The following is a 16990-nucleotide window of genomic DNA, read 5'->3' as shown; positions in this document are numbered from 1 at the left end:
ACAATAGGCGGCGTGGACAATAGGCACCATGGCTCAGATCCCCGCACTTCCCGATCCCACCTTCCACGCGACCGAGACCGAGGCACTGGCCCAGGTGCAGCGCATCTACCAGCAGCAGATCGACCACCTGCGCAGCGCCATGCAGCGCTTCGTGGCGGGAGAGACGCCCGCCGCGCCCGTGCGCGCGTTCTATCCCTTCGTGCGTGTGCAGACCAGCACCGTGGCGCGCGCGCCCACGCACCTGGCCTATGGCTTCGTGGAGGGGCCGGGGCGCTACGAGACCACGCTCACGCGGCCTGACCTGTTCGCCGACTACTACACGGAGCAGCTGCGCCTGTTGCGCGCCAGCCACAACGTCGAGCTGGAAGTGGGCGTGAGCAATCAGCCCATCCCCATCCACTTCTCGTTCGCCGAGCACGACCACATCGAAGGCACGCTCAGCCCCGAGCGGCGCATGCTGATGCGCGACGTGTTCGACCTGCCCGACCTGGAGGCCATGGACGACGGCATTGCCAACGGCACCTGGTCGCCGCGCGCTGGCGAGGCGCAGCCGCTGTCGCTGTTTACCGCGCCGCGCGTGGACTATTCGCTGCACCGCCTGCGCCACTACACCGGCACGCAGCCCGAGTGGTTCCAGAACTTCGTGCTGTTCACCAATTACCAGTTCTACATCGACGAGTTCGTGCGCCTGGGCCATGCCGAGATGGCCAAGCCCGACAGCGAGTACATCGCCTTCATTGAGCCGGGCAACGTGGTCACGCGCCGCACGGGCCTGCCCGCGCAGGTCGGCGACGACCTGGGCGTGGCCCCGGCCCGCCTGCCGCAGATGCCCGCCTACCACCTCGTGCGCGCGGACCGCAGCGGCATCACCATGGTCAACATCGGCGTGGGCCCGAGCAACGCCAAGACCATCACCGACCACATCGCCGTGCTGCGCCCCCACGCCTGGATGATGCTGGGCCACTGCGCGGGCCTGCGCAACAGCCAGCAGCTGGGCGACTACGTGCTGGCCCACGCCTACGTGCGCGAGGACCATGTGCTGGACGAGGAGCTGCCGCTGTGGGTGCCCATCCCCGCGCTGGCCGAGATCCAGATGGCGCTGCAGCAGGCCGTGGCCGACGTGACGCAGATGCCGCAGGACCAGCTCAAGCGCATCATGCGCACCGGCACCGTGGCCAGCACCGACAACCGCAACTGGGAATTGCTGCCCGACAACATGCCCCAGCGCCGCTTCAGCCAAAGCCGCGCAGTGGCGCTGGACATGGAAAGCGCCACCATCGCCGCCAACGGTTTTCGCTTCCGCGTGCCCTACGGCACCCTGCTGTGCGTGAGCGACAAGCCGCTGCACGGCGAGATCAAGCTGCCCGGCATGGCCAACCATTTCTACCGCGAACGCGTGGACCAGCATCTGCGCATCGGCATGCGCGCCATCGACATCCTGCGCGCGGGTGGTGTGCACCGGCTGCACAGCCGCAAGCTGCGCAGCTTTGCCGAAGTGGCGTTCCAGTAGCCGCAGCCATTGCTACTTCATCGATAGCTGCTCGCGCTTATCCCATAAGCGTTTGAGCCGCTTTTTATCAATTTAGAGTAGCAACAACACCGCGACGAAAGCCAGCGTGTGCAGCACCACGCCGCCACCGGCCGCCACGGCATAACGCCAGCCCCCGCTGACCAGGGCCGTCACGCATTTGCTGACGGCGTGCACGCTCAGCCCCGCCGCCAGCGCGCTCACCAGGCTGGGCCCCACGGGGTCCAGCGGCCGGCCCTGCGACATGATGGCCGCGGCGGCCGCATGGACGTCGGCCAGCGCCGCCACCAGGGCACCGGCCAGCAGGCCCGCGTCGCCCCACCAGCCGCGCAGTGCCTGCACCAGCACCTGCACAGCCGTGAGCAGCGCGGCGATCAGCAGCGCGTCGCGCAGCTTGAATAGCGCCGTGCCGTCCACGTCCGCCGGGGCCGGCGCCTCACCCGCGGGCATGCTTCGCAGCAGCGCCCACCCCCAGACCAGCGCCACCACCCCGCCCGCCAGGGCCGGCGCCCACAACCGCACCAGCCACTGGGGCTGCACGGTGGCCGCCACCACCAGGATCTGCGCCATGGTCGCGACGCACGACAGCACGGCCGCGCCCCCCTGCGCGCGCACGGGCTCGCGCCCCTCGCGCACGGCCACGCCCAGGCTGGCGATGGTGGCGGTGCTGGAGATGAAACCCGAGGCCAGCGCCGACAGGGCGTTCGCGCGGCGCGCGTCCATGAGCCGGCGCGCCAGATGCGCCAGCGCCTGGATCACCAGCAGCACCACCACCAGGCGCACCAGCACCTGGGGGTTCAGCGCCTCCCCCCACAGGGGCTGATTGGGCGCAAGCGGCAATACCAGCAGCGCCAGCGCAGCCAGGATCAGCCCGCCCCGCACCTCGCCCTGGCGCAGCCACTCGCGTGAAAACTCATGCAGCGCCTCACGCGCCGCCAGCAGGCTGGTCACGGCGACGGCCAGCCCCGCCGCCACGGGCAGGCTCTGCGTGCACAGCACGCCGATCAGGTAGGCCAGCAGCAGCGCGATCTCGGTGGTCACGCCGGGGTCTTCGGAGCGGTCGCGCGCATAGGCCACCACGCCCAGCAGCGCAATGAACACCGCGCCCACCGCCACCAGCGCCTCGCTGCCCAGCAGCGCCGCCGTCGCACCCGACACCGCCGCCAGCGTGAACGAGCGCACGCCCGCGAGCGCGCGCAACGGGCCCTGGCCCTTGCGCCGTTCGCGCTCGATACCCATCAGCAGGCCGCTGCCCAGGGCGCCCGCCAGAACGGCCAGCGTGTCCTGGAATCCGGTTGTGTCCATGGTGTTCATCGTGGTTGGTTGGCTTTGACGATTGGACCATGGAAAGCGGGCATCCAAAGGGCGCCCCACTCTCAGAACACTCTGGTTTTGATAGCTATCAGCGCTTGTCAGTAAAGCACCAGCGCCATTTTTCTCATAAACCTCTGCAATGGCGCGGTCTTCCCCCCACAATCGCGCCATGCAAGTGCTTCTGGAAGCCCGCGACCTGCGCAAGCGCTATGGCACCGCCACCGTGGTGGATGGGCTGTCGTTCGCCATCGCGCCGGGGGAGTGCCTGGGCGTGATCGGCCCCAACGGCGCGGGCAAGACCACCACCCTGCGCATGTGCCTGGGCCTCACGGCGCCCGACGAGGGCAGCGTGCACTTTCACCCTGGCGGCGGCGCTGCGCCGCTCGCCATGCCGCAGGACGCGCTGGCCATCAAGGCCCAACTGGGCGTGGTCACGCAGTTCGACAGCCTGGACCCGGACTTCAGCTGCGCCGAAAACCTGCGCGTGTTCGGGCGCTACTTCGGCCTGAAGGGCGCGGCCATGGCACAGCGCATCGCGCCGCTGCTGGAGTTCGCCGCGCTCACGGCCAAGGCCGACGCGCGGCCGGGCGAACTGTCGGGGGGCATGCGCCGGCGCCTGTCGCTGGCGCGCGCATTGGTCAACGACCCGCGCCTGCTGTTGCTGGACGAGCCCACCACCGGCCTGGACCCGCAGGCCCGCCACCTGATGTGGGAGCGGCTGCAGCAGCTGCTGCAGGGCGGCAAGGCCATCCTGCTGACGACGCACTTCATGGATGAGGCCGAGCGCCTGTGCTCGCGCCTGCTGGTGCTGGACCATGGCCGCAAGATCGCCGAAGGCACGCCGCGCGCGCTGATCGCCGAGCACCTGGAACCCGACGTGGTCGAGGCCTACGGCCCGGGCGCGCTGGCCCTGGCGCAGGATGCGCAGTTGCGTCCGCTGGCGCGGCGTGTGGAAGTCAGCGGCGAGACCGTGTTCTTCTACACGCAGGACGCACGCCCGCTGCTGCAGGCGCTGTCGGCCCATGGCAGCCTGCGCACCCTGCACCGGCCCGCGAACCTGGAGGACCTGTTCCTCAAGCTCACCGGACGTCAAATCCGCGAGGAAGGCTGACATGCCCACGCCCACCACGCCCAGCCCCTGGCGCGCGCCCGACCTGTCGATGCGCTGGTGGCCCGTGTTTCTGCGCAACCTGCTGGTGTGGCGCAAGCTGGCGGTGCCCAGCCTGCTGGGCAACATCGCCGAGCCGCTGATGTGGCTGGTGGCCTTCGGCTACGGCATGGGGGCGCTGGTGGGACAGGTGCAGGTGGGCGGGCAGAACGTGCCCTACATCCTGTTCCTGGCCAGCGGGTCGATCTGCATGAGCGCCATGAATGCGGCCAGCTTCGAAGCGCTGTACTCGGCCTTCTCGCGCATGCATGTGCAAAAGACCTGGGACGGCATCATGAACGCCCCCATCAGTCTGGACAGCGTGCTGCTGGCCGAGATGCTGTGGGCCGCATTCAAGGCGCTGTTCACCACCACCGCCATCCTGGGGGTGATGCTCGCGCTGGGCATCAGCTACAGCCCCAAGCTGATCGTGGCCTGGCCGGTGCTGCTGTGCGTGGGCATCATGTTTTCCAGCATCGCGCTCATCTTCAATGCGCTGGCCAAGGGCTATGACTTCTTCACCTATTACTTCACGCTGGTGCTCACGCCCATGATGTTCCTGTCGGGTGTTTTCTTCCCGCGCGAACAGCTGCCCACGGCCATACGCCTCGCCTCGGACTGGCTGCCGCTCACCAATGCCGTGGAGCTGGTGCGCCCCCTCTTCATGGACCAGTGGCCGCAGCACCCGCTGCGCCACGGCCTGGTGATCGCCGTGACCACCGTGGCCGCGTACTGGGTGGCCCTGGCGCTCACCCGCAAGCGCTTTCGCGCCTGAGCCTTTCACGCATGCCTACGCTTCTGAGCGCCGAATACATCGCCCTGGTGGACCGGGGCGTCTCCACCATCGTGGCCTCGCGCGACGCGCAGTTGCGTCCCAGCGTGACGCGGTAGACGCGCGCATCAGCACCAACGGCCAGCGCATCACGGTCTTCCTGCGGCGAAGCCAGTCACGACAGCTTCTGGCCGACATTGCCACCACCGGCCACATTGCCGTGGTCTTCAGTGCCCCCCTCGCACCGCACGGTGCAGGTCAAGGCCACCGCCGCCGTGCAACGTGCCGTGCTGCCGGCCGACGAGCCCGCGCTGCAAAGCTACCTGTCCGCCATGCAGCATGCCGTGGCCCAGGTGGGCTATGGCCCGCAGTACACCGCGGCCATGCTGAATGCACCACGGGACGATCTGGTGGCAGTGGAGTTTTCACCCGAAGCCGCGTTCGACCAGACCCCCGGCCCGCATGCCGGCGAACCGTTGCGCAAGGAGCGCCAGCCGTGAACGTGCCGCCCACCCTGCGCTCCATCCGCGCCTGCCTGGAGGGCGCGATTCCTGCCATCATGGCCACCTGCGCCCCCGACGGCACGCCCAACGTGGCCTACATCTCACAGGTGGTCTACGTCGATGAGCAGCATGTGGCCCTGTCGTTCCAGTTCTTCAACAAGACGCGCGCCAACATCCTCGCCAACCCCTATGCCAGCGTGCTGGTGCTGGACCCCGTGACAGCACGCTGCTTTCGCCTGCACCTGCGCTTCCTGCGCACGGAGGCGGAAGGCGCACTGTTCGAGCGCATGCGCGCGCAGCTGGCGGGCATCGCCTCGCACAACGGCATGGCGGGCGTCTTCGAACTCAAGGGATCGGATGGCTACGCCTTCGAGCGCATCGAACCCGTGCCCGGAGAAGGACTGGCACCCAGCCCCGCGCAACTGCCACGCGCCGATCTGCTGGGCGCCGTGCGCCTGTGCAGCCAGCGCCTGGCGCGCTGCACCACGCTCGACGAGCTGCTACAGACACTGCTGGCGGGCCTGCTAGAGCATCTGCACGTGCAGCATGCGATGGTGCTCATGCTGGATGCGCAAGCGGGCCACCTGTACACCGTGGCAAGCCATGGCTACACACATTCGGGCGTGGGCTCGGAGATCAAGCTGGGCCAGGGCGTAATAGGCGTGGCCGCGCGCGAAGCCACGCCGGTACGCATCAGCCACATGACCCATGCCGCGCTGTACAGCCATGCCATGCGCAGCAGCCTGGGACAGAGCGCGCCCGCGCACGAGATTCCCTACCCGGGCCTGCCCGCACCGCACAGCCAGCTGGCCGTGCCCCTGGTGAGCTGCGACCGCACCCTGGGGGTGCTGTTCGTGGAAAGCCCGCTGGACCTGCAGTTCCGCTACCCTGAGGAAGACGCGCTGGTGGCGCTGGCAGGACAGCTGGCCACCGCGATCGACCTGCTGCAATCGGCCGACGAAGCCACGGAGGCATCGCAAGAATCCGCGCCCGCGCCGGCACCGCGGGGGGCGCCCGTGCGGGTGCGGCATTTCGCGGTGAACGACAGCGTGTTCGTCAATGACACCTACCTTATCAAGGGCGTGGCGGGCGCGATCCTGTGGAAGCTGCTGCGCGACCATGAGCGCACCGGACGGCAGGACTTCAGCAACCGCGAACTGCGCCTGGACCCCAGCCTGCGCCTGCCAGGCGTGGCCGACAACCTGGAGGCGCGCCTGCTGTTGCTGCAGCGCCGACTGCAGGAAAGCGACACCGGCATCCATATCGACAAGACCGGCCGTGGGCGACTGCGGCTGCGGCTGGACGCACCTGTGCAGTTGGAAGAGATGGCCGGCGGTTGAAGGTCGCGCCGCCGCGGCGCTCACTTGATTGGGCGCCGGCGCAGCAACTCGATGTTGGCGCGCTGCTCTGGGGTGAAGGATGCCAGCGCGCTGGTGCGCGAAGCCTTGTCAGCCAGCGATTCCATGGCGAGGAACATGCCCGCGTGCAGTGCGGCATACACCGCCGTGGCGTACTCGATGCTGCTAACCCGGTGGCGGGCCAGCAAGGCACGGATGCGCGGATCCGCATCCAGCTGACGCGCCAGCTCCTGAACGGACTGCGCGTCCGGCTCGTCGTCGTCGCAGGGACGTGCGGCTTCTGGCGACGCAGCCTGCGGTGCCTCCATGCGCTCCAGCAATTGGGGCGTGAGCCGAAAGCGTTCGGGGGGCGGGGGGCCCGCAGCCAGGGCACTCGCGCTGGCCATGCAAAGCCAGAATGCAGCCAGGGTATGGCGCAGCAACCCATGGCTCATCGCGCCAGCTCCAAAGCATGTGCCAGTTTGCCCCACTCGCCATCCGACAGGTGCGGACGCATGACACTCAATGCCGTGTCAAAGATGCCGGAAGGCGCATTGCGCCGCATGTCACCGAGCACCATGGCCCGCTCGCTCGGGGTCATGCTGGGCAGCATCCAGCGCAGCGTGACGAGCATCTCGTCCGGCGGTATCGACGCGACCAGCGCACCCTCGATGGCAGCCAGTTCCGCGTCGCTGTAATGCGCCCAGAGCACCGCGTTGTGCGCCGTCTCCTCCAACTGCATGTACTCGAAGTTGTGCGCCACGAACAGCGCCAGCTGCTGGTACAGCGCATGAGCCACGCGCGCTCGCCGCTCGCGCGGGCATTGCATGAGCTGCTGCGCCGCATCCGCCAGCGCCGCAATCGCCTGTCCATGACCATCATGTTCCTGCTCAACCGCGGCGGCGCTGCCAGGTGCATGGCGCTCCATGGCGGGATGCACGTAGGTGTTCTCGTGGTACAGGTGCGCGCGGCAAAAGCTCAGCAGCTGCAGCACGCGTGCGCCGGCCTGGGACAGTTCGAGGTCGTCCTCGGCGTCCACACGACCCAGGCCCACGAGTGTGTCGACCATATAGGCGCGCAAGGCCTTGTGGATGAAGGCATAGAGGTCCATGCGCGGTGCGGCGGCGTCGGCCTGCGCGAGCGCGGTGATTTCCTGAGGGTTGAATTGCATCGTCGGTTCCGGTTCTTGTGGGTGTTGCGGCTTGGGAGCCTCGCCTTCCCATGCGGCACATCGTGTGTCTCACAGGTGCTGTGCAGTCTAGGAACGGTGCAGCGCGCGTGCTGCTAAAAAACGCTTATGCGAACCCTCAAAATTTCTTAAGCGCGCACTGCCGAACCGGAGCGCGTCATGCAGCCTGGCGCAGCAGGTCCACCGCGCGCTCGGCAATCATCACTGTGGGTGCATTCGTGTTGCCGCTCACAATGCGCGGCATGATGGATGCGTCCACCACACGCAGAGCCTGCAGGCCATGCACACGCAGTTGGGCATCCACCACGTCCAGCGGACCGCAGCCCATGCGGCACGTGCCCACGGGGTGGTAGATGGTGTCGGCCCAGTCGCGGATGAACTGCTCGATCTGTGCATCGCTTTGCGCACGGGACGAATGGGACAGCTCACGCGCGCCCAGGCTGGCCAGGGCGGGCTGCGCCAGGATCTCGCGCATGCGCCGCACGCCGCGCACCAGGCGCTGCATGTCGTCGGGATCACTGAAGAATGCCGGGTCCACCAGCGGAGCGGCCGCCGGGTCGGCGCTGGCCAGCGTCACCCGGCCGCGGCTTCGGGGCTGCAGCAGGCATACATGGCAGGAATAGCCATGGCCCCATGTGGCCTGCCGGCCGTGGTCCAGCAGCTTGCCGACCACAAAGTGCAGCTGCAGGTCGGGCAATGGCTCCTCGGGGCGACTCTTGATAAAGCCTCCAGCCTCGGCGAAGTTGGTGGTCAGCATGCCGCTGCGGTGCGCACGCCACTCCCGCACGCCGCGCAACACGTTCAGCGCCCCGGGCAGCGACAGGCCGAAGAGGTCCGTCAACCGCGGTGCGTCCATCACCTGCACCACGTCGGGATGGTCGTGCAGATGCGCGCCCACGCCCGGCAGATCGTGCACCACGCCAATGCCGTGGCTCTGCAACTGCGCGCCCGGCCCCACACCCGAGAGCATGAGCAATTGCGGCGACAGCAGCGCCCCCGCCGACAGCAGCATCTCACGCGTGGCGCGCACCTGCTGCGTCTGGCCGCCTCGGCGGTATTCCACGCCCGTGGCGCGCCGGCCCTCAAACAGGATGCGCGTGGCCTGCGCGCCGGTCACGACCTGCAGATTGGTCCGGCCCAGGTGGGGCGTGAGGTAGGCCTTGGCCACGCTGAAGCGTTCGCCCGCCCGGTGCGTGACCTGGTAGAGACCCACGCCCTCCAGTTGCGCGCCGTTGAAGTCGTCATTGCGTGGATGACCAGCCTGCACGCCGGCTTCGACGAAGGCGCGGCTGGCACGCTGCGGCGACTGCAGGTCCGCCACATTCAGCGGCCCGTCCGTGCCGTGCCAGGCGCTTGCGCCGCGCTCGTTGCGCTCGGCCCGAAGGAAGTACGGCAGCACGTCGTTCCAGCCCCAGCCTGCATTGCCGGCCGCAGCCCAGTGGTCGTAGTCGCTGGCGTGGCCGCGCGCGTAGATCATGGCGTTGACCGAGCTGGAGCCACCCAGCACCTTGCCGCGCGGCTGGTAGCCCCGACGCCCGCCCAGGCCCGCCTGCGGCGTGGTGTGCAGCCCCCAGTTGAAGGCGCCGCTGCGCGCCATGGCGGCCAGCCCCGCCGGGCAATGGATGAGCACACTGGCATCGCTGCCGCCCGCCTCCAGCAGGCACACGCGCACCGTGGGGTCCTCGCTCAGCCGCCCCGCCAGCACGCAGCCCGCCGAGCCGCCCCCGATCACGACATAGTCGAACTCACGCATGCAGTGTCCCCTCGTTGTATGGCGATGCTGCAACGCAGCAGCAGACGCGCGATTGCCGATACCATCACGGCATCGTTTTTTTCTCACTACTACACTTTCAAGGGACATTTATATGACGATTTCGACCGTTGGCATCATCGGCGCGGGCACCATGGGCAACGGCATTGCCCAGGCATGCGCTGTGTCGGGCATCAATGTGGTGATGGTGGACATCTCCGACGCCGCCGTGCAAAAGGGCGTGGCCACCGTGGCGGGCAGCCTGGACCGCCTGATCAAGAAAGAAAAGATCACCGAAGCCGACAAGAGCGCCGCCCTCGCGCGCATCAAAACCTCCACCAGCTACGAAGACCTGAAGGCCACCCAGATCGTGATCGAGGCTGCCACCGAGAACTACGAACTCAAGCTCAAGATCCTCAAGCAGGTGGACGCGCTGGTGGCACCCGAAGTGATCATTGCGTCCAACACCTCTTCGATCTCCATCACCAAGCTGGCCGCCGCCACGTCGCGCGCCGACCGGTTCATCGGCATGCATTTCTTCAACCCCGTGCCGATGATGGCGCTGGTGGAGATCATTCGCGGCCTGCAGACTTCCGACGCCACGCACGACACGGTGAAGCAGCTCTCCGAGCGCCTGGGCAAGTCGCCCATCACCGTGAAGAACGCCCCCGGCTTCGTGGTCAACCGCATCCTGGTGCCCATGATCAACGAGGCCTTCTTCGTGCTGGCAGAGGGCCTGGCAACGCCCGAGGACATCGACGCCGGCATGAAGCTCGGCTGCAACCAGCCCATCGGCCCGCTGGCGCTGGCCGACATGATCGGTCTGGACGTGTGCCTGGCCGTGATGGACGTGTACCTGACCGAGTTCGGCGACAGCAAGTACCGCCCCTGCCCGCTGCTCAAGGAGATGGTGGCCGCCGGCCGCCTGGGCCGCAAGACCGGCCGCGGCGTGTACCAGTACTGACCTGACCCAGACCACCTGCCATGCCCGTTCGCAACCCCTTCAAGCACGCACTGGCCGCCGGTCAGGCGCAGATCGGCATCTGGTCCACCCTGCCATCACCCCTGGTCACCGAGCTGATCGCGGGATCGGGCTTTGACTGGGTGCTGCTGGACACGGAACACACGCCCAGCGACGTACCGCTCATGGTGCAGCAGCTGCAGGCCGTGGCCGCCGGCTGCCGTGGCCACACGCACGGCGTGGTGCGCCCGGCCTGGAACGACCCGGTGCTGATCAAGCGCTACCTGGACATCGGCGCGCAAACGCTGCTGCTGCCCTTCGTGCAGAACGCGGACGAGGCGCGCGCCGCCGTGGCCGCCATGCGCTACGCGCCGCGCGGCATCCGCGGCATCCGCGGCATGGGCGGCTCCATGCGCGCCTCGGACTTCGGCCGCGACGCGGCCTATGTACGCGATGCGGAGAACGAGCTCTGCCTGCTGGTGCAGGTGGAGACGGCCGAGGCGCTGGAGCAGATTGAGGCCATCGCCGCGGTGGAGGGCGTGGACGGAATCTTCATCGGCCCGGCCGATCTGTCCGCCAGCATGGGCTTCCCGGGTGATGCCAACCACCCCACGGTGCGCGCCGCGATCGACGACGCGATCCGCCGCATCCGCGCGGCCGGCAAGGCACCCGGCATCCTCGTGGTGGACGAAGCCCGGGCGCGCGAATGCCTGGCCCTGGGCGCGCAGTTCGTGGCCGTGGGCATGGACATGCTCCTGCTGCGCCAGGCCGCGGACGGGCTGGCCGCGCGCTTCCGGCCGGATGAACGCGGACCCGTGACCACAAGCTACTAAGTCCCGCCACCCCTCTCCAGACGGAGCGGGCTCCCTCGCGTCCAAGCCTCCGGGTCTGGATGTGTGCAAGACCTCCCCGTCCCACACGGCCCCTGGGAAATCCCCTGAAAGCAGCCCACACAAGATAGAGCGACTGCAAGCCCAGCTCATCTGGAACTGCGCACGATGGTCCTGTGGGTAGAGCACCATTCCATGGGCTGACCTTCACCATCACATCCCTGCTGGTATGACGTGCGATGTCCCTTCTCTTTTCCATGGAATCAGCAATTAAATTGCGATCAATTTAATTGCTGGCAATAATAGAGCCCATGCCCTCCCCCAACACCGTCACTCCACCCAGCCCGCCCGAGCTACTGCTGGACAACCAACTGTGCTTCGCGCTGTATTCCGCGTCGTTGGCCATGACCAAGCTCTACAAGCCGCTGCTTGACGCCCTGGGCCTGACCTATCCGCAGTACCTGGTGATGCTGGCGCTGTGGGAGCGTGACGGGCTCACCGTCTCCGAGCTGGGCGAGCGCCTGTTCCTCGACTCGGGCACGCTCACACCGCTGCTCAAGCGCCTGGAATCCGCAGGTTTGCTGGCGAGGCTGCGCGACGTGCAGGACGAGCGCCGCGTGCGCATCACGCTCACCGGCCAGGGGCGTGCGCTGCGTGATGGCGCCCAGCCCATCCCGCACTGCGTGCTGGCCCGCACGCAGTGCACACCCACCGACATTGGCGCCCTGACCGCGCAGCTCCATGCGCTGCGCGACCGGCTCGTGCAGCCGCAGGCCTGACACCGTTTTCCCTCATGCCCCCGTTGGCGGGGCCTTTGTTCCACTCTGAAAGGATGCACCCATGACCACGCTCGACAAGGTTCTCTACACCGCCCGCGCCCACACCACCGGCGGGCGCGACGGCGCATCGCGCAGCGATGACGGACGGCTGCAGGTCCAGCTGTCCTCGCCCGGCGGCAGCGGCACGGGCACCAACCCCGAGCAGCTTTTCGCCGCCGGCTACTCGGCCTGCTTCATCGGCGCCATCAAGGCCGTCGCCGCGAAGCAAAAGCTGACCCTGCCCCAGGACTTGGCCATCGACGCCGAGGTGGACCTGGGCACGATCCCCAATGCCTACGGCATCGCCGCACGCCTGAAGGTGCACCTGCCCGGCATGGACCGCGCCCAGGCGCAGCAGTTGGTCAACGACGCGCACCAGGTCTGCCCCTACTCCAACGCCACACGCGGCAACATCGACGTGACGCTGACCCTGGCCTGAGGCACCGTAGCGGGCGGCGCAGTTCTCCGCGTTTTCCCTAGTCTGGCGGGATACCCATTGCAAGCGAGCGCTCAGCTTCCGGGTTCATCATGCGCGGTCTGTCCCCCGCTTCGCCTGCATTGCCCGCGCCATGAAGATCGCCCTGCTGTCCGACATCCACGCCAACCTGCCCGCCTTCGACGCTTGCCTGGAGCATGCGCGAGCGCACAGTGCACAGCAGTTCGCGCTGCTGGGTGACCTGGTGGGCTATGGCGCGGACCCCGGCCCGGTGCTCGACCGGGCCATGCAGCTGGCCGCCGCGGGCGCACTGTGCGTGCGCGGCAACCATGACGCGGCCGCCCTCGCCCCGCCCGCCGTCGCCCAAAACCTGGGCGACCAGAGCGCGCAGTGGACCCATCCGCACCTGGACGAGCGCCAGCGTGGCTTCCTGGCCGGCCTGCCGCTGACCGAGCGCCTGGGGCCCGACGCGCTGCTGGTGCACGCCAGCGCCGACGGCCCCGAGCGCTGGCACTACATCACCGACAGCAACGCCGCCGAGCGCTGCATGACCGCCGCCACGCGCATCGACCCGGCCATCCGCTACGTCTTCTGCGGCCACGTGCATGAGCAGGCGCTGTACTTCCTCACGCCCACGGCCAAGCTGATGCGCTTTTCGCCCCAGCCGGGCGTGCCCGTGCCCGTGCCGCCGCACCGCCAGTGGCTGGCCATCGCCGGCTCGTGCGGCCAGCCGCGCGATGGCGACACGCGCGCCATGTATGCCCTGTTCGACCCGGACGCCGCCACCATCACCTTCCAGCGCGTGGCCTACAACCATGCCGCCGCCGCGGCCGCCGTGCGCGCCAGCGGTCTGCCCACGTTCTTTGCCGACCGGCTGGAGCGCGGGCGCTGAGCCCGCCTTTTCCACCCTTCAGGACCAGACGCACCACCGCCCCATGAAGCTGCTCACGCCCGGCACCAAGATCGACGGCTTCGTGGTGCATGAGTGCATCCACGCCGGCGGCATGGCGCACATCTACCGCGTGGGCTATGCCAATGCGTCGCGTGACCCGGGATTTCCCATGGCCATGAAGATCCCGCGCATGACGGCAGGCGACGGGGCCGAGAACATCGTGGGTTTCGAGGTCGAGCTGACCATCCTGCCCACGCTGTCGGGCCACCACGCGCCGCGCTTCGTGGCGGCGGGTGACCTGATGCGGCTGCCCTACCTGGTCATGGAATACGTGCAGGGCGATACGCTGCAGCATTGGCTGGACGATCGCCCGCCGGGCGACACCGCTGCGCGCAGTGCGGAGACCATCGCCCGCATCGGCGGCGCCATGGCGCTGGCCGCGCACAGCATCCACCAGCAGAACGTCTGCCACCTGGACCTGAAGCCCGCCAACGTGCTGCTGCGCCCCGACGGCAGCGTGGTGCTGCTGGACTTCGGCCTGTCCTGCCACGCGCACTACCCCGACCTGCTGGCCGAGGAAATGCGCCAGGCCGTGGGTTCGCCCACCTGGATCGCGCCCGAGCAGGTGGTGGGCGTGCGCGGCGACCTGCGCAGCGACATCTTCGCGATCGGCGTCATGCTCTACGAGATGGCCACGGGCGAACTACCTTTCGGCTCGCCCACCACACAGGGCGGCATGCGCCAGCGCCTGTGGATGACACCTGCGCCGCCGCGCCAGTACCGCCCCGACCTGCCCGAGTGGCTGCAGGAGGTGATCCTGCGCTGTCTGGAACCCGAAGCCGCGCAGCGCTACCCTTCGGCCGCGCACTTGGCCTTTGACCTGGCCAACCCCGATCAGGTGCCCATCACCGAGCGCGGCCGGCGCCTGCGCGGGCCCGGCGTGGGCGCGCACTTCAAGCGTTGGATCAAGGCTGCGGGCATGCACTACCAGCCCAGCCCGCTGCCCGCGCGCCAGATCGCCGAGGTGCCCATCCTCATGGTGGCCGTGCCGCACGACGACGTGACGGACGCCACGCTGTACTCCTTGCGCGAAGCGGTTGCCCGTTCGCTGGGCATACGCCCCGGCGCGCGGCTGGCCTGCGTGACGGTGATCTCGCCCTCGGCCAGCAGCACGTCCGACAGCACGCGCAGCGAGACCATGCTGCACCGCACGCACCTGGCGCGGCTCAAGCAGTGGGCAGCGGGGCTGGACCTGTCGCGCCACAGCGCCAGCTACCACGTGCTGGAGGCCAGCGACGTGGCCCAGGCCCTGGTCCGCTATGCCGAGGGCAACCGCGTGAGCATGATGATCCTGGGGGCGGCGACGCACGGGCTGCAGTTGCAGCGCTTCATCGACACCGTGCCCATCCGCGTGGCGCGGGATGCCCCCTGCACCGTCATCCTGGTCAAGCAGCAACTGCCTTTCGACGCGCTGGGCCAGTGACCCCGCGGGGCTGCCGCAAGCGTGACAATCACGCCATGACCGCGCCCCACACCGATGACACGCTTCACCCCTACGCCAGCCTCACGCCCGACCTGGTGCTGGACGCGCTGGCCAGCGTCGGCTTGTATGGCGACGGCCGGCTGATGGCCCTGGGCTCCTACGAGAACCGCGTGTACCAGGCCACGCTGGAAGACGGCAGTCGCGTGGTGGCCAAGTTCTACCGCCCGGGGCGCTGGAGCGAGGCGCAGATCCTGGAGGAACACGCCTTCGCCCAGGAGCTGGCCGATGCCGAGGTGCCCGTGGTCGCGCCCCTGCTGCTGCACGGCCGCAGCCTGCACCGGCATGCGGGCTTCGACTTTGCCGTCAGTCCCTGGCGCGGCGGGCGCACGCCCGAGCTCGACGACTTCGAGGTGCTGGAGTGGCTGGGCCGCTACCTCGCACGCATCCACAACGTGGGCGCAGCCCGGCCCTTCGCGCAGCGCCCGGCGCTGGACCTGCAGACGTTAGGCCAAGAGCCGCACGACTGGCTGCTGGGCGCACAGATCATTCCCCTGGACCAACAGACGGCATGGCGCGATGCCTGCGAACAAGCTCTCGAATTAATAGCTGCTGGCGCTTGTCTATCGGGCGCTACAGGCCAATTTGGCTTGAAATACGCGAGCAACATCCGCCTGCACGGTGACTGCCACCCCGGCAACGTGCTGTGGACGCCCGTGGACGACGCCGGCCACGGCGGCCCGCATTTCGTGGACCTGGACGACGCGCGCATGGGCCCGGCCGTGCAGGATCTGTGGATGCTGTTGTCGGGCGAGCGCCGCCAGCGCACAGTACAGCTATCGGCACTGCTGGACGGCTACGAGCAGCTGCGTCCCTTCGACCGGCGCGAGCTCGCGCTCATCGAGCCGCTGCGCACACTGCGCCTGATCCACTACAGCGCGTGGCTGGCGCGGCGCTGGAGCGATCCGATCTTTCCGATCAACTTTCCCTGGTTCGGCAGCAGCGACTACTGGCGCGGCCAGGTGGACATGCTGCATGAGCAGATCGAGGCCATGCAGGAGGAGCCGCTGGCCGCATGAGGCGGCGCCCGCCTCAGCGCTGCGGGCGGGACCGCAGGAACGGCCTCCTAGTGTCGTGAGTTAAAAATTCATTGAATTATTTTCTGCCAATGCAGTCAGTCGTGTAGTGTGTTGCACGACGAGGTGCCCATGAGCGGAAGACCAAAGACTCCATTGGTGTTGAGCGCGACGGAGCGCGAACAACTGATCGCGCTGACCAAGCGTCGCAAGACAGCGCAGGCCCTGGCCTTGCGAGCACGCATTGTGCTGGCCTGTGCCGAGGGCCTGGAAAACAAGGTGGTGGCAGCGCGTCAACGGGTCACTCAGCAAACGGTATCGAAGTGGCGCGGTCGGTTTGTCCAGCTGCGCCTGGACGGTCTGTTTGATGCGCCGCGCCCGGGTGCGCCGCGTACGATTGACGATGCCCGAGTCGATGCCGTCATTGCCAAGACGCTGGAGTGTGTGCCCGCCGGTGCCACGCACTGGAGCACGCGCAGCATGGCGCGCGCCATGGATGTGTCACAGACGGCTGTGAGCCGAATCTGGCGGGCTTTTGGCTTGCAGCCGCACCGCCAGGAAACATTCAAACTCTCCAGTGATCCGCTGTTCGTCGAGAAGGTGCGCGACATTGTCGGCCTGTACCTGGATCCGCCGCTCAAGGCGATGGTGTTGTGCGTGGATGAGAAGAGCCAGATCCAGGCGCTGGACCGCACACAGCCGATACTACCGCTGGCACCGGGCATTGCCGAGCGGCGCACCCACGATTACATGCGCCACGGCACGACGACGCTGTTTGCGGCGCTGGACATTGCCACGGGCGAAGTGATCGGGGAGTTGCATCGGCGCCATCGCAGCGCGGAGTTCCTGCAATTTCTGCGTACCATCGAAGCCAACGTGCCTGCGGGGCTGGACGTGCATCTGGTGATGGACAACTACGGCACGCACAAGACCGCCTCAATCAGGGCATGGTTCGCC

Annotated in this window: 17 protein-coding genes; 13 read left to right on the top strand and 4 right to left on the bottom strand. The window is 68.1% G+C overall.

The window, feature by feature from the left end:
• Positions 1-28 precede the first annotated feature (28 nt).
• Entirely contained in the window at positions 29-1510 is a 1482-nt protein-coding gene (locus tag BV908_RS17855; protein ID WP_012655520.1) for an AMP nucleosidase, read from the top strand.
• Between the two features lie 72 nt (positions 1511-1582).
• Here the strand turns inward: BV908_RS17855 and BV908_RS17850 are convergent, their stop codons facing one another.
• A complete protein-coding gene (locus tag BV908_RS17850) occupies positions 1583-2833 on the bottom strand; it encodes a DUF4010 domain-containing protein (RefSeq protein ID WP_228403604.1) in 1251 nt (416 codons plus the stop codon).
• 178 nt (positions 2834-3011) lie between these two features.
• Between BV908_RS17850 and BV908_RS17845 the strand changes: the two genes are divergently transcribed.
• From BV908_RS17845 to BV908_RS17830, 4 genes are all read left to right on the top strand, one after another.
• A complete protein-coding gene (locus BV908_RS17845) occupies positions 3012-3953 on the top strand; it encodes an ATP-binding cassette domain-containing protein (protein ID WP_103738795.1) in 942 nt (313 codons plus the stop codon).
• Between the two features lies 1 nt (position 3954).
• Positions 3955-4764 (top strand): ABC transporter permease, encoded by an 810-nt coding sequence (locus BV908_RS17840; protein ID WP_011806805.1) that lies wholly within the window; start codon positions 3955-3957, stop codon positions 4762-4764.
• Positions 4765-4991: 227 nt separating this feature from the next.
• Complete coding sequence (locus BV908_RS22850; protein WP_246867541.1) at positions 4992-5261, top strand: hypothetical protein; 270 nt, start codon at positions 4992-4994, stop codon at positions 5259-5261.
• Positions 5258-6604 (top strand): pyridoxamine 5'-phosphate oxidase family protein, encoded by a 1347-nt coding sequence (locus BV908_RS17830; RefSeq protein ID WP_103738794.1) that lies wholly within the window; start codon positions 5258-5260, stop codon positions 6602-6604. The genes BV908_RS22850 and BV908_RS17830 overlap by 4 nt, the downstream gene beginning before the upstream one ends.
• 20 nt (positions 6605-6624) lie before the next feature.
• Here BV908_RS17830 and BV908_RS17825 read toward each other — a convergent pair whose 3' ends face one another.
• The 3 genes from BV908_RS17825 to BV908_RS17815 form a co-directional block, all read right to left on the bottom strand.
• Positions 6625-7056, bottom strand: a complete 432-nt coding sequence (locus BV908_RS17825) for a hypothetical protein (protein WP_011806807.1) — start codon at positions 7054-7056, stop codon at positions 6625-6627.
• Positions 7053-7772 carry a hypothetical protein gene (locus BV908_RS17820; RefSeq protein WP_011806808.1) on the bottom strand — a complete coding sequence of 240 codons (720 nt, stop codon included), beginning with the start codon at positions 7770-7772 and terminating at the stop codon, positions 7053-7055. Before BV908_RS17820 ends, BV908_RS17825 begins: the two co-directional genes overlap by 4 nt.
• Before the next feature lie 175 nt (positions 7773-7947).
• Complete coding sequence (locus BV908_RS17815; RefSeq protein ID WP_103738793.1) at positions 7948-9543, bottom strand: choline dehydrogenase; 1596 nt, start codon at positions 9541-9543, stop codon at positions 7948-7950.
• Positions 9544-9655: 112 nt separating this feature from the next.
• Here BV908_RS17815 and BV908_RS17810 point away from each other — a divergent pair, with 112 nt between their 5' ends.
• From BV908_RS17810 to BV908_RS17775, 8 genes are all read left to right on the top strand, one after another.
• Positions 9656-10504: a 3-hydroxybutyryl-CoA dehydrogenase gene (locus tag BV908_RS17810; protein WP_103738792.1), complete on the top strand. Its 849-nt coding sequence runs from the start codon at positions 9656-9658 to the stop codon at positions 10502-10504.
• Between the two features lie 20 nt (positions 10505-10524).
• Positions 10525-11334 (top strand): HpcH/HpaI aldolase/citrate lyase family protein, encoded by an 810-nt coding sequence (locus tag BV908_RS17805; protein WP_103738791.1) that lies wholly within the window; start codon positions 10525-10527, stop codon positions 11332-11334.
• A 308-nt stretch (positions 11335-11642) separates the two neighbouring features.
• On the top strand, positions 11643-12110 hold the full coding sequence (locus tag BV908_RS17800; protein ID WP_103738790.1) for a MarR family transcriptional regulator: 468 nt from the start codon (positions 11643-11645) through the stop codon (positions 12108-12110).
• Positions 12111-12171: 61 nt separating this feature from the next.
• Positions 12172-12588 carry an organic hydroperoxide resistance protein gene (locus tag BV908_RS17795; RefSeq protein WP_011803942.1) on the top strand — a complete coding sequence of 139 codons (417 nt, stop codon included), beginning with the start codon at positions 12172-12174 and terminating at the stop codon, positions 12586-12588.
• Positions 12589-12718: 130 nt separating this feature from the next.
• Complete coding sequence (locus tag BV908_RS17790) at positions 12719-13477, top strand: metallophosphoesterase family protein (protein WP_103738789.1); 759 nt, start codon at positions 12719-12721, stop codon at positions 13475-13477.
• A gap of 43 nt (positions 13478-13520) precedes the next feature.
• Positions 13521-14960, top strand: coding sequence for a bifunctional serine/threonine-protein kinase/universal stress protein (locus BV908_RS17785; protein WP_103738788.1), 1440 nt, complete (start codon positions 13521-13523; stop codon positions 14958-14960).
• A gap of 35 nt (positions 14961-14995) precedes the next feature.
• Positions 14996-16036: a serine/threonine protein kinase gene (locus BV908_RS17780; RefSeq protein WP_103738787.1), complete on the top strand. Its 1041-nt coding sequence runs from the start codon at positions 14996-14998 to the stop codon at positions 16034-16036.
• A 129-nt stretch (positions 16037-16165) separates the two neighbouring features.
• On the top strand, positions 16166-16990 hold an 825-nt coding region (locus BV908_RS17775), incomplete at its 3' end, for an IS630 family transposase (protein ID WP_103737058.1).

Origin of the sequence: Diaphorobacter sp. LR2014-1, from assembly GCF_002916785.1 — a bacterium.
GTDB classification, from domain to species: Bacteria; Pseudomonadota; Gammaproteobacteria; order Burkholderiales; family Burkholderiaceae_C; genus Diaphorobacter; species Diaphorobacter nitroreducens.
Note: the sequence above shows the minus strand (reverse complement) of the source record. Positions and strands in the feature narration are given on the sequence as shown.

Bases quoted from the DNA above. Each gene is read 5' to 3' on its own strand.
- BV908_RS17855 (WP_012655520.1), top strand. From the start codon at position 29: ATGGCTCAGATCCCCGCACTTCCCGATCCCACCTTCCACGCGACCGAG.
- BV908_RS17850 (WP_228403604.1), bottom strand. From the start codon at position 2,833: ATGGACACAACCGGATTCCAGGACACGCTGGCCGTTCTGGCGGGCGCC.
- BV908_RS17845 (WP_103738795.1), top strand. From the start codon at position 3,012: ATGCAAGTGCTTCTGGAAGCCCGCGACCTGCGCAAGCGCTATGGCACC.
- BV908_RS17840 (WP_011806805.1), top strand. From the start codon at position 3,955: ATGCCCACGCCCACCACGCCCAGCCCCTGGCGCGCGCCCGACCTGTCG.
- BV908_RS17825 (WP_011806807.1), bottom strand. From the start codon at position 7,056: ATGAGCCATGGGTTGCTGCGCCATACCCTGGCTGCATTCTGGCTTTGC.
- BV908_RS17820 (WP_011806808.1), bottom strand. From the start codon at position 7,772: ATGCAATTCAACCCTCAGGAAATCACCGCGCTCGCGCAGGCCGACGCC.
- BV908_RS17815 (WP_103738793.1), bottom strand. From the start codon at position 9,543: ATGCGTGAGTTCGACTATGTCGTGATCGGGGGCGGCTCGGCGGGCTGC.
- BV908_RS17810 (WP_103738792.1), top strand. From the start codon at position 9,656: ATGACGATTTCGACCGTTGGCATCATCGGCGCGGGCACCATGGGCAAC.
- BV908_RS17805 (WP_103738791.1), top strand. From the start codon at position 10,525: ATGCCCGTTCGCAACCCCTTCAAGCACGCACTGGCCGCCGGTCAGGCG.
- BV908_RS17800 (WP_103738790.1), top strand. From the start codon at position 11,643: ATGCCCTCCCCCAACACCGTCACTCCACCCAGCCCGCCCGAGCTACTG.
- BV908_RS17795 (WP_011803942.1), top strand. From the start codon at position 12,172: ATGACCACGCTCGACAAGGTTCTCTACACCGCCCGCGCCCACACCACC.
- BV908_RS17790 (WP_103738789.1), top strand. From the start codon at position 12,719: ATGAAGATCGCCCTGCTGTCCGACATCCACGCCAACCTGCCCGCCTTC.
- BV908_RS17785 (WP_103738788.1), top strand. From the start codon at position 13,521: ATGAAGCTGCTCACGCCCGGCACCAAGATCGACGGCTTCGTGGTGCAT.
- BV908_RS17780 (WP_103738787.1), top strand. From the start codon at position 14,996: ATGACCGCGCCCCACACCGATGACACGCTTCACCCCTACGCCAGCCTC.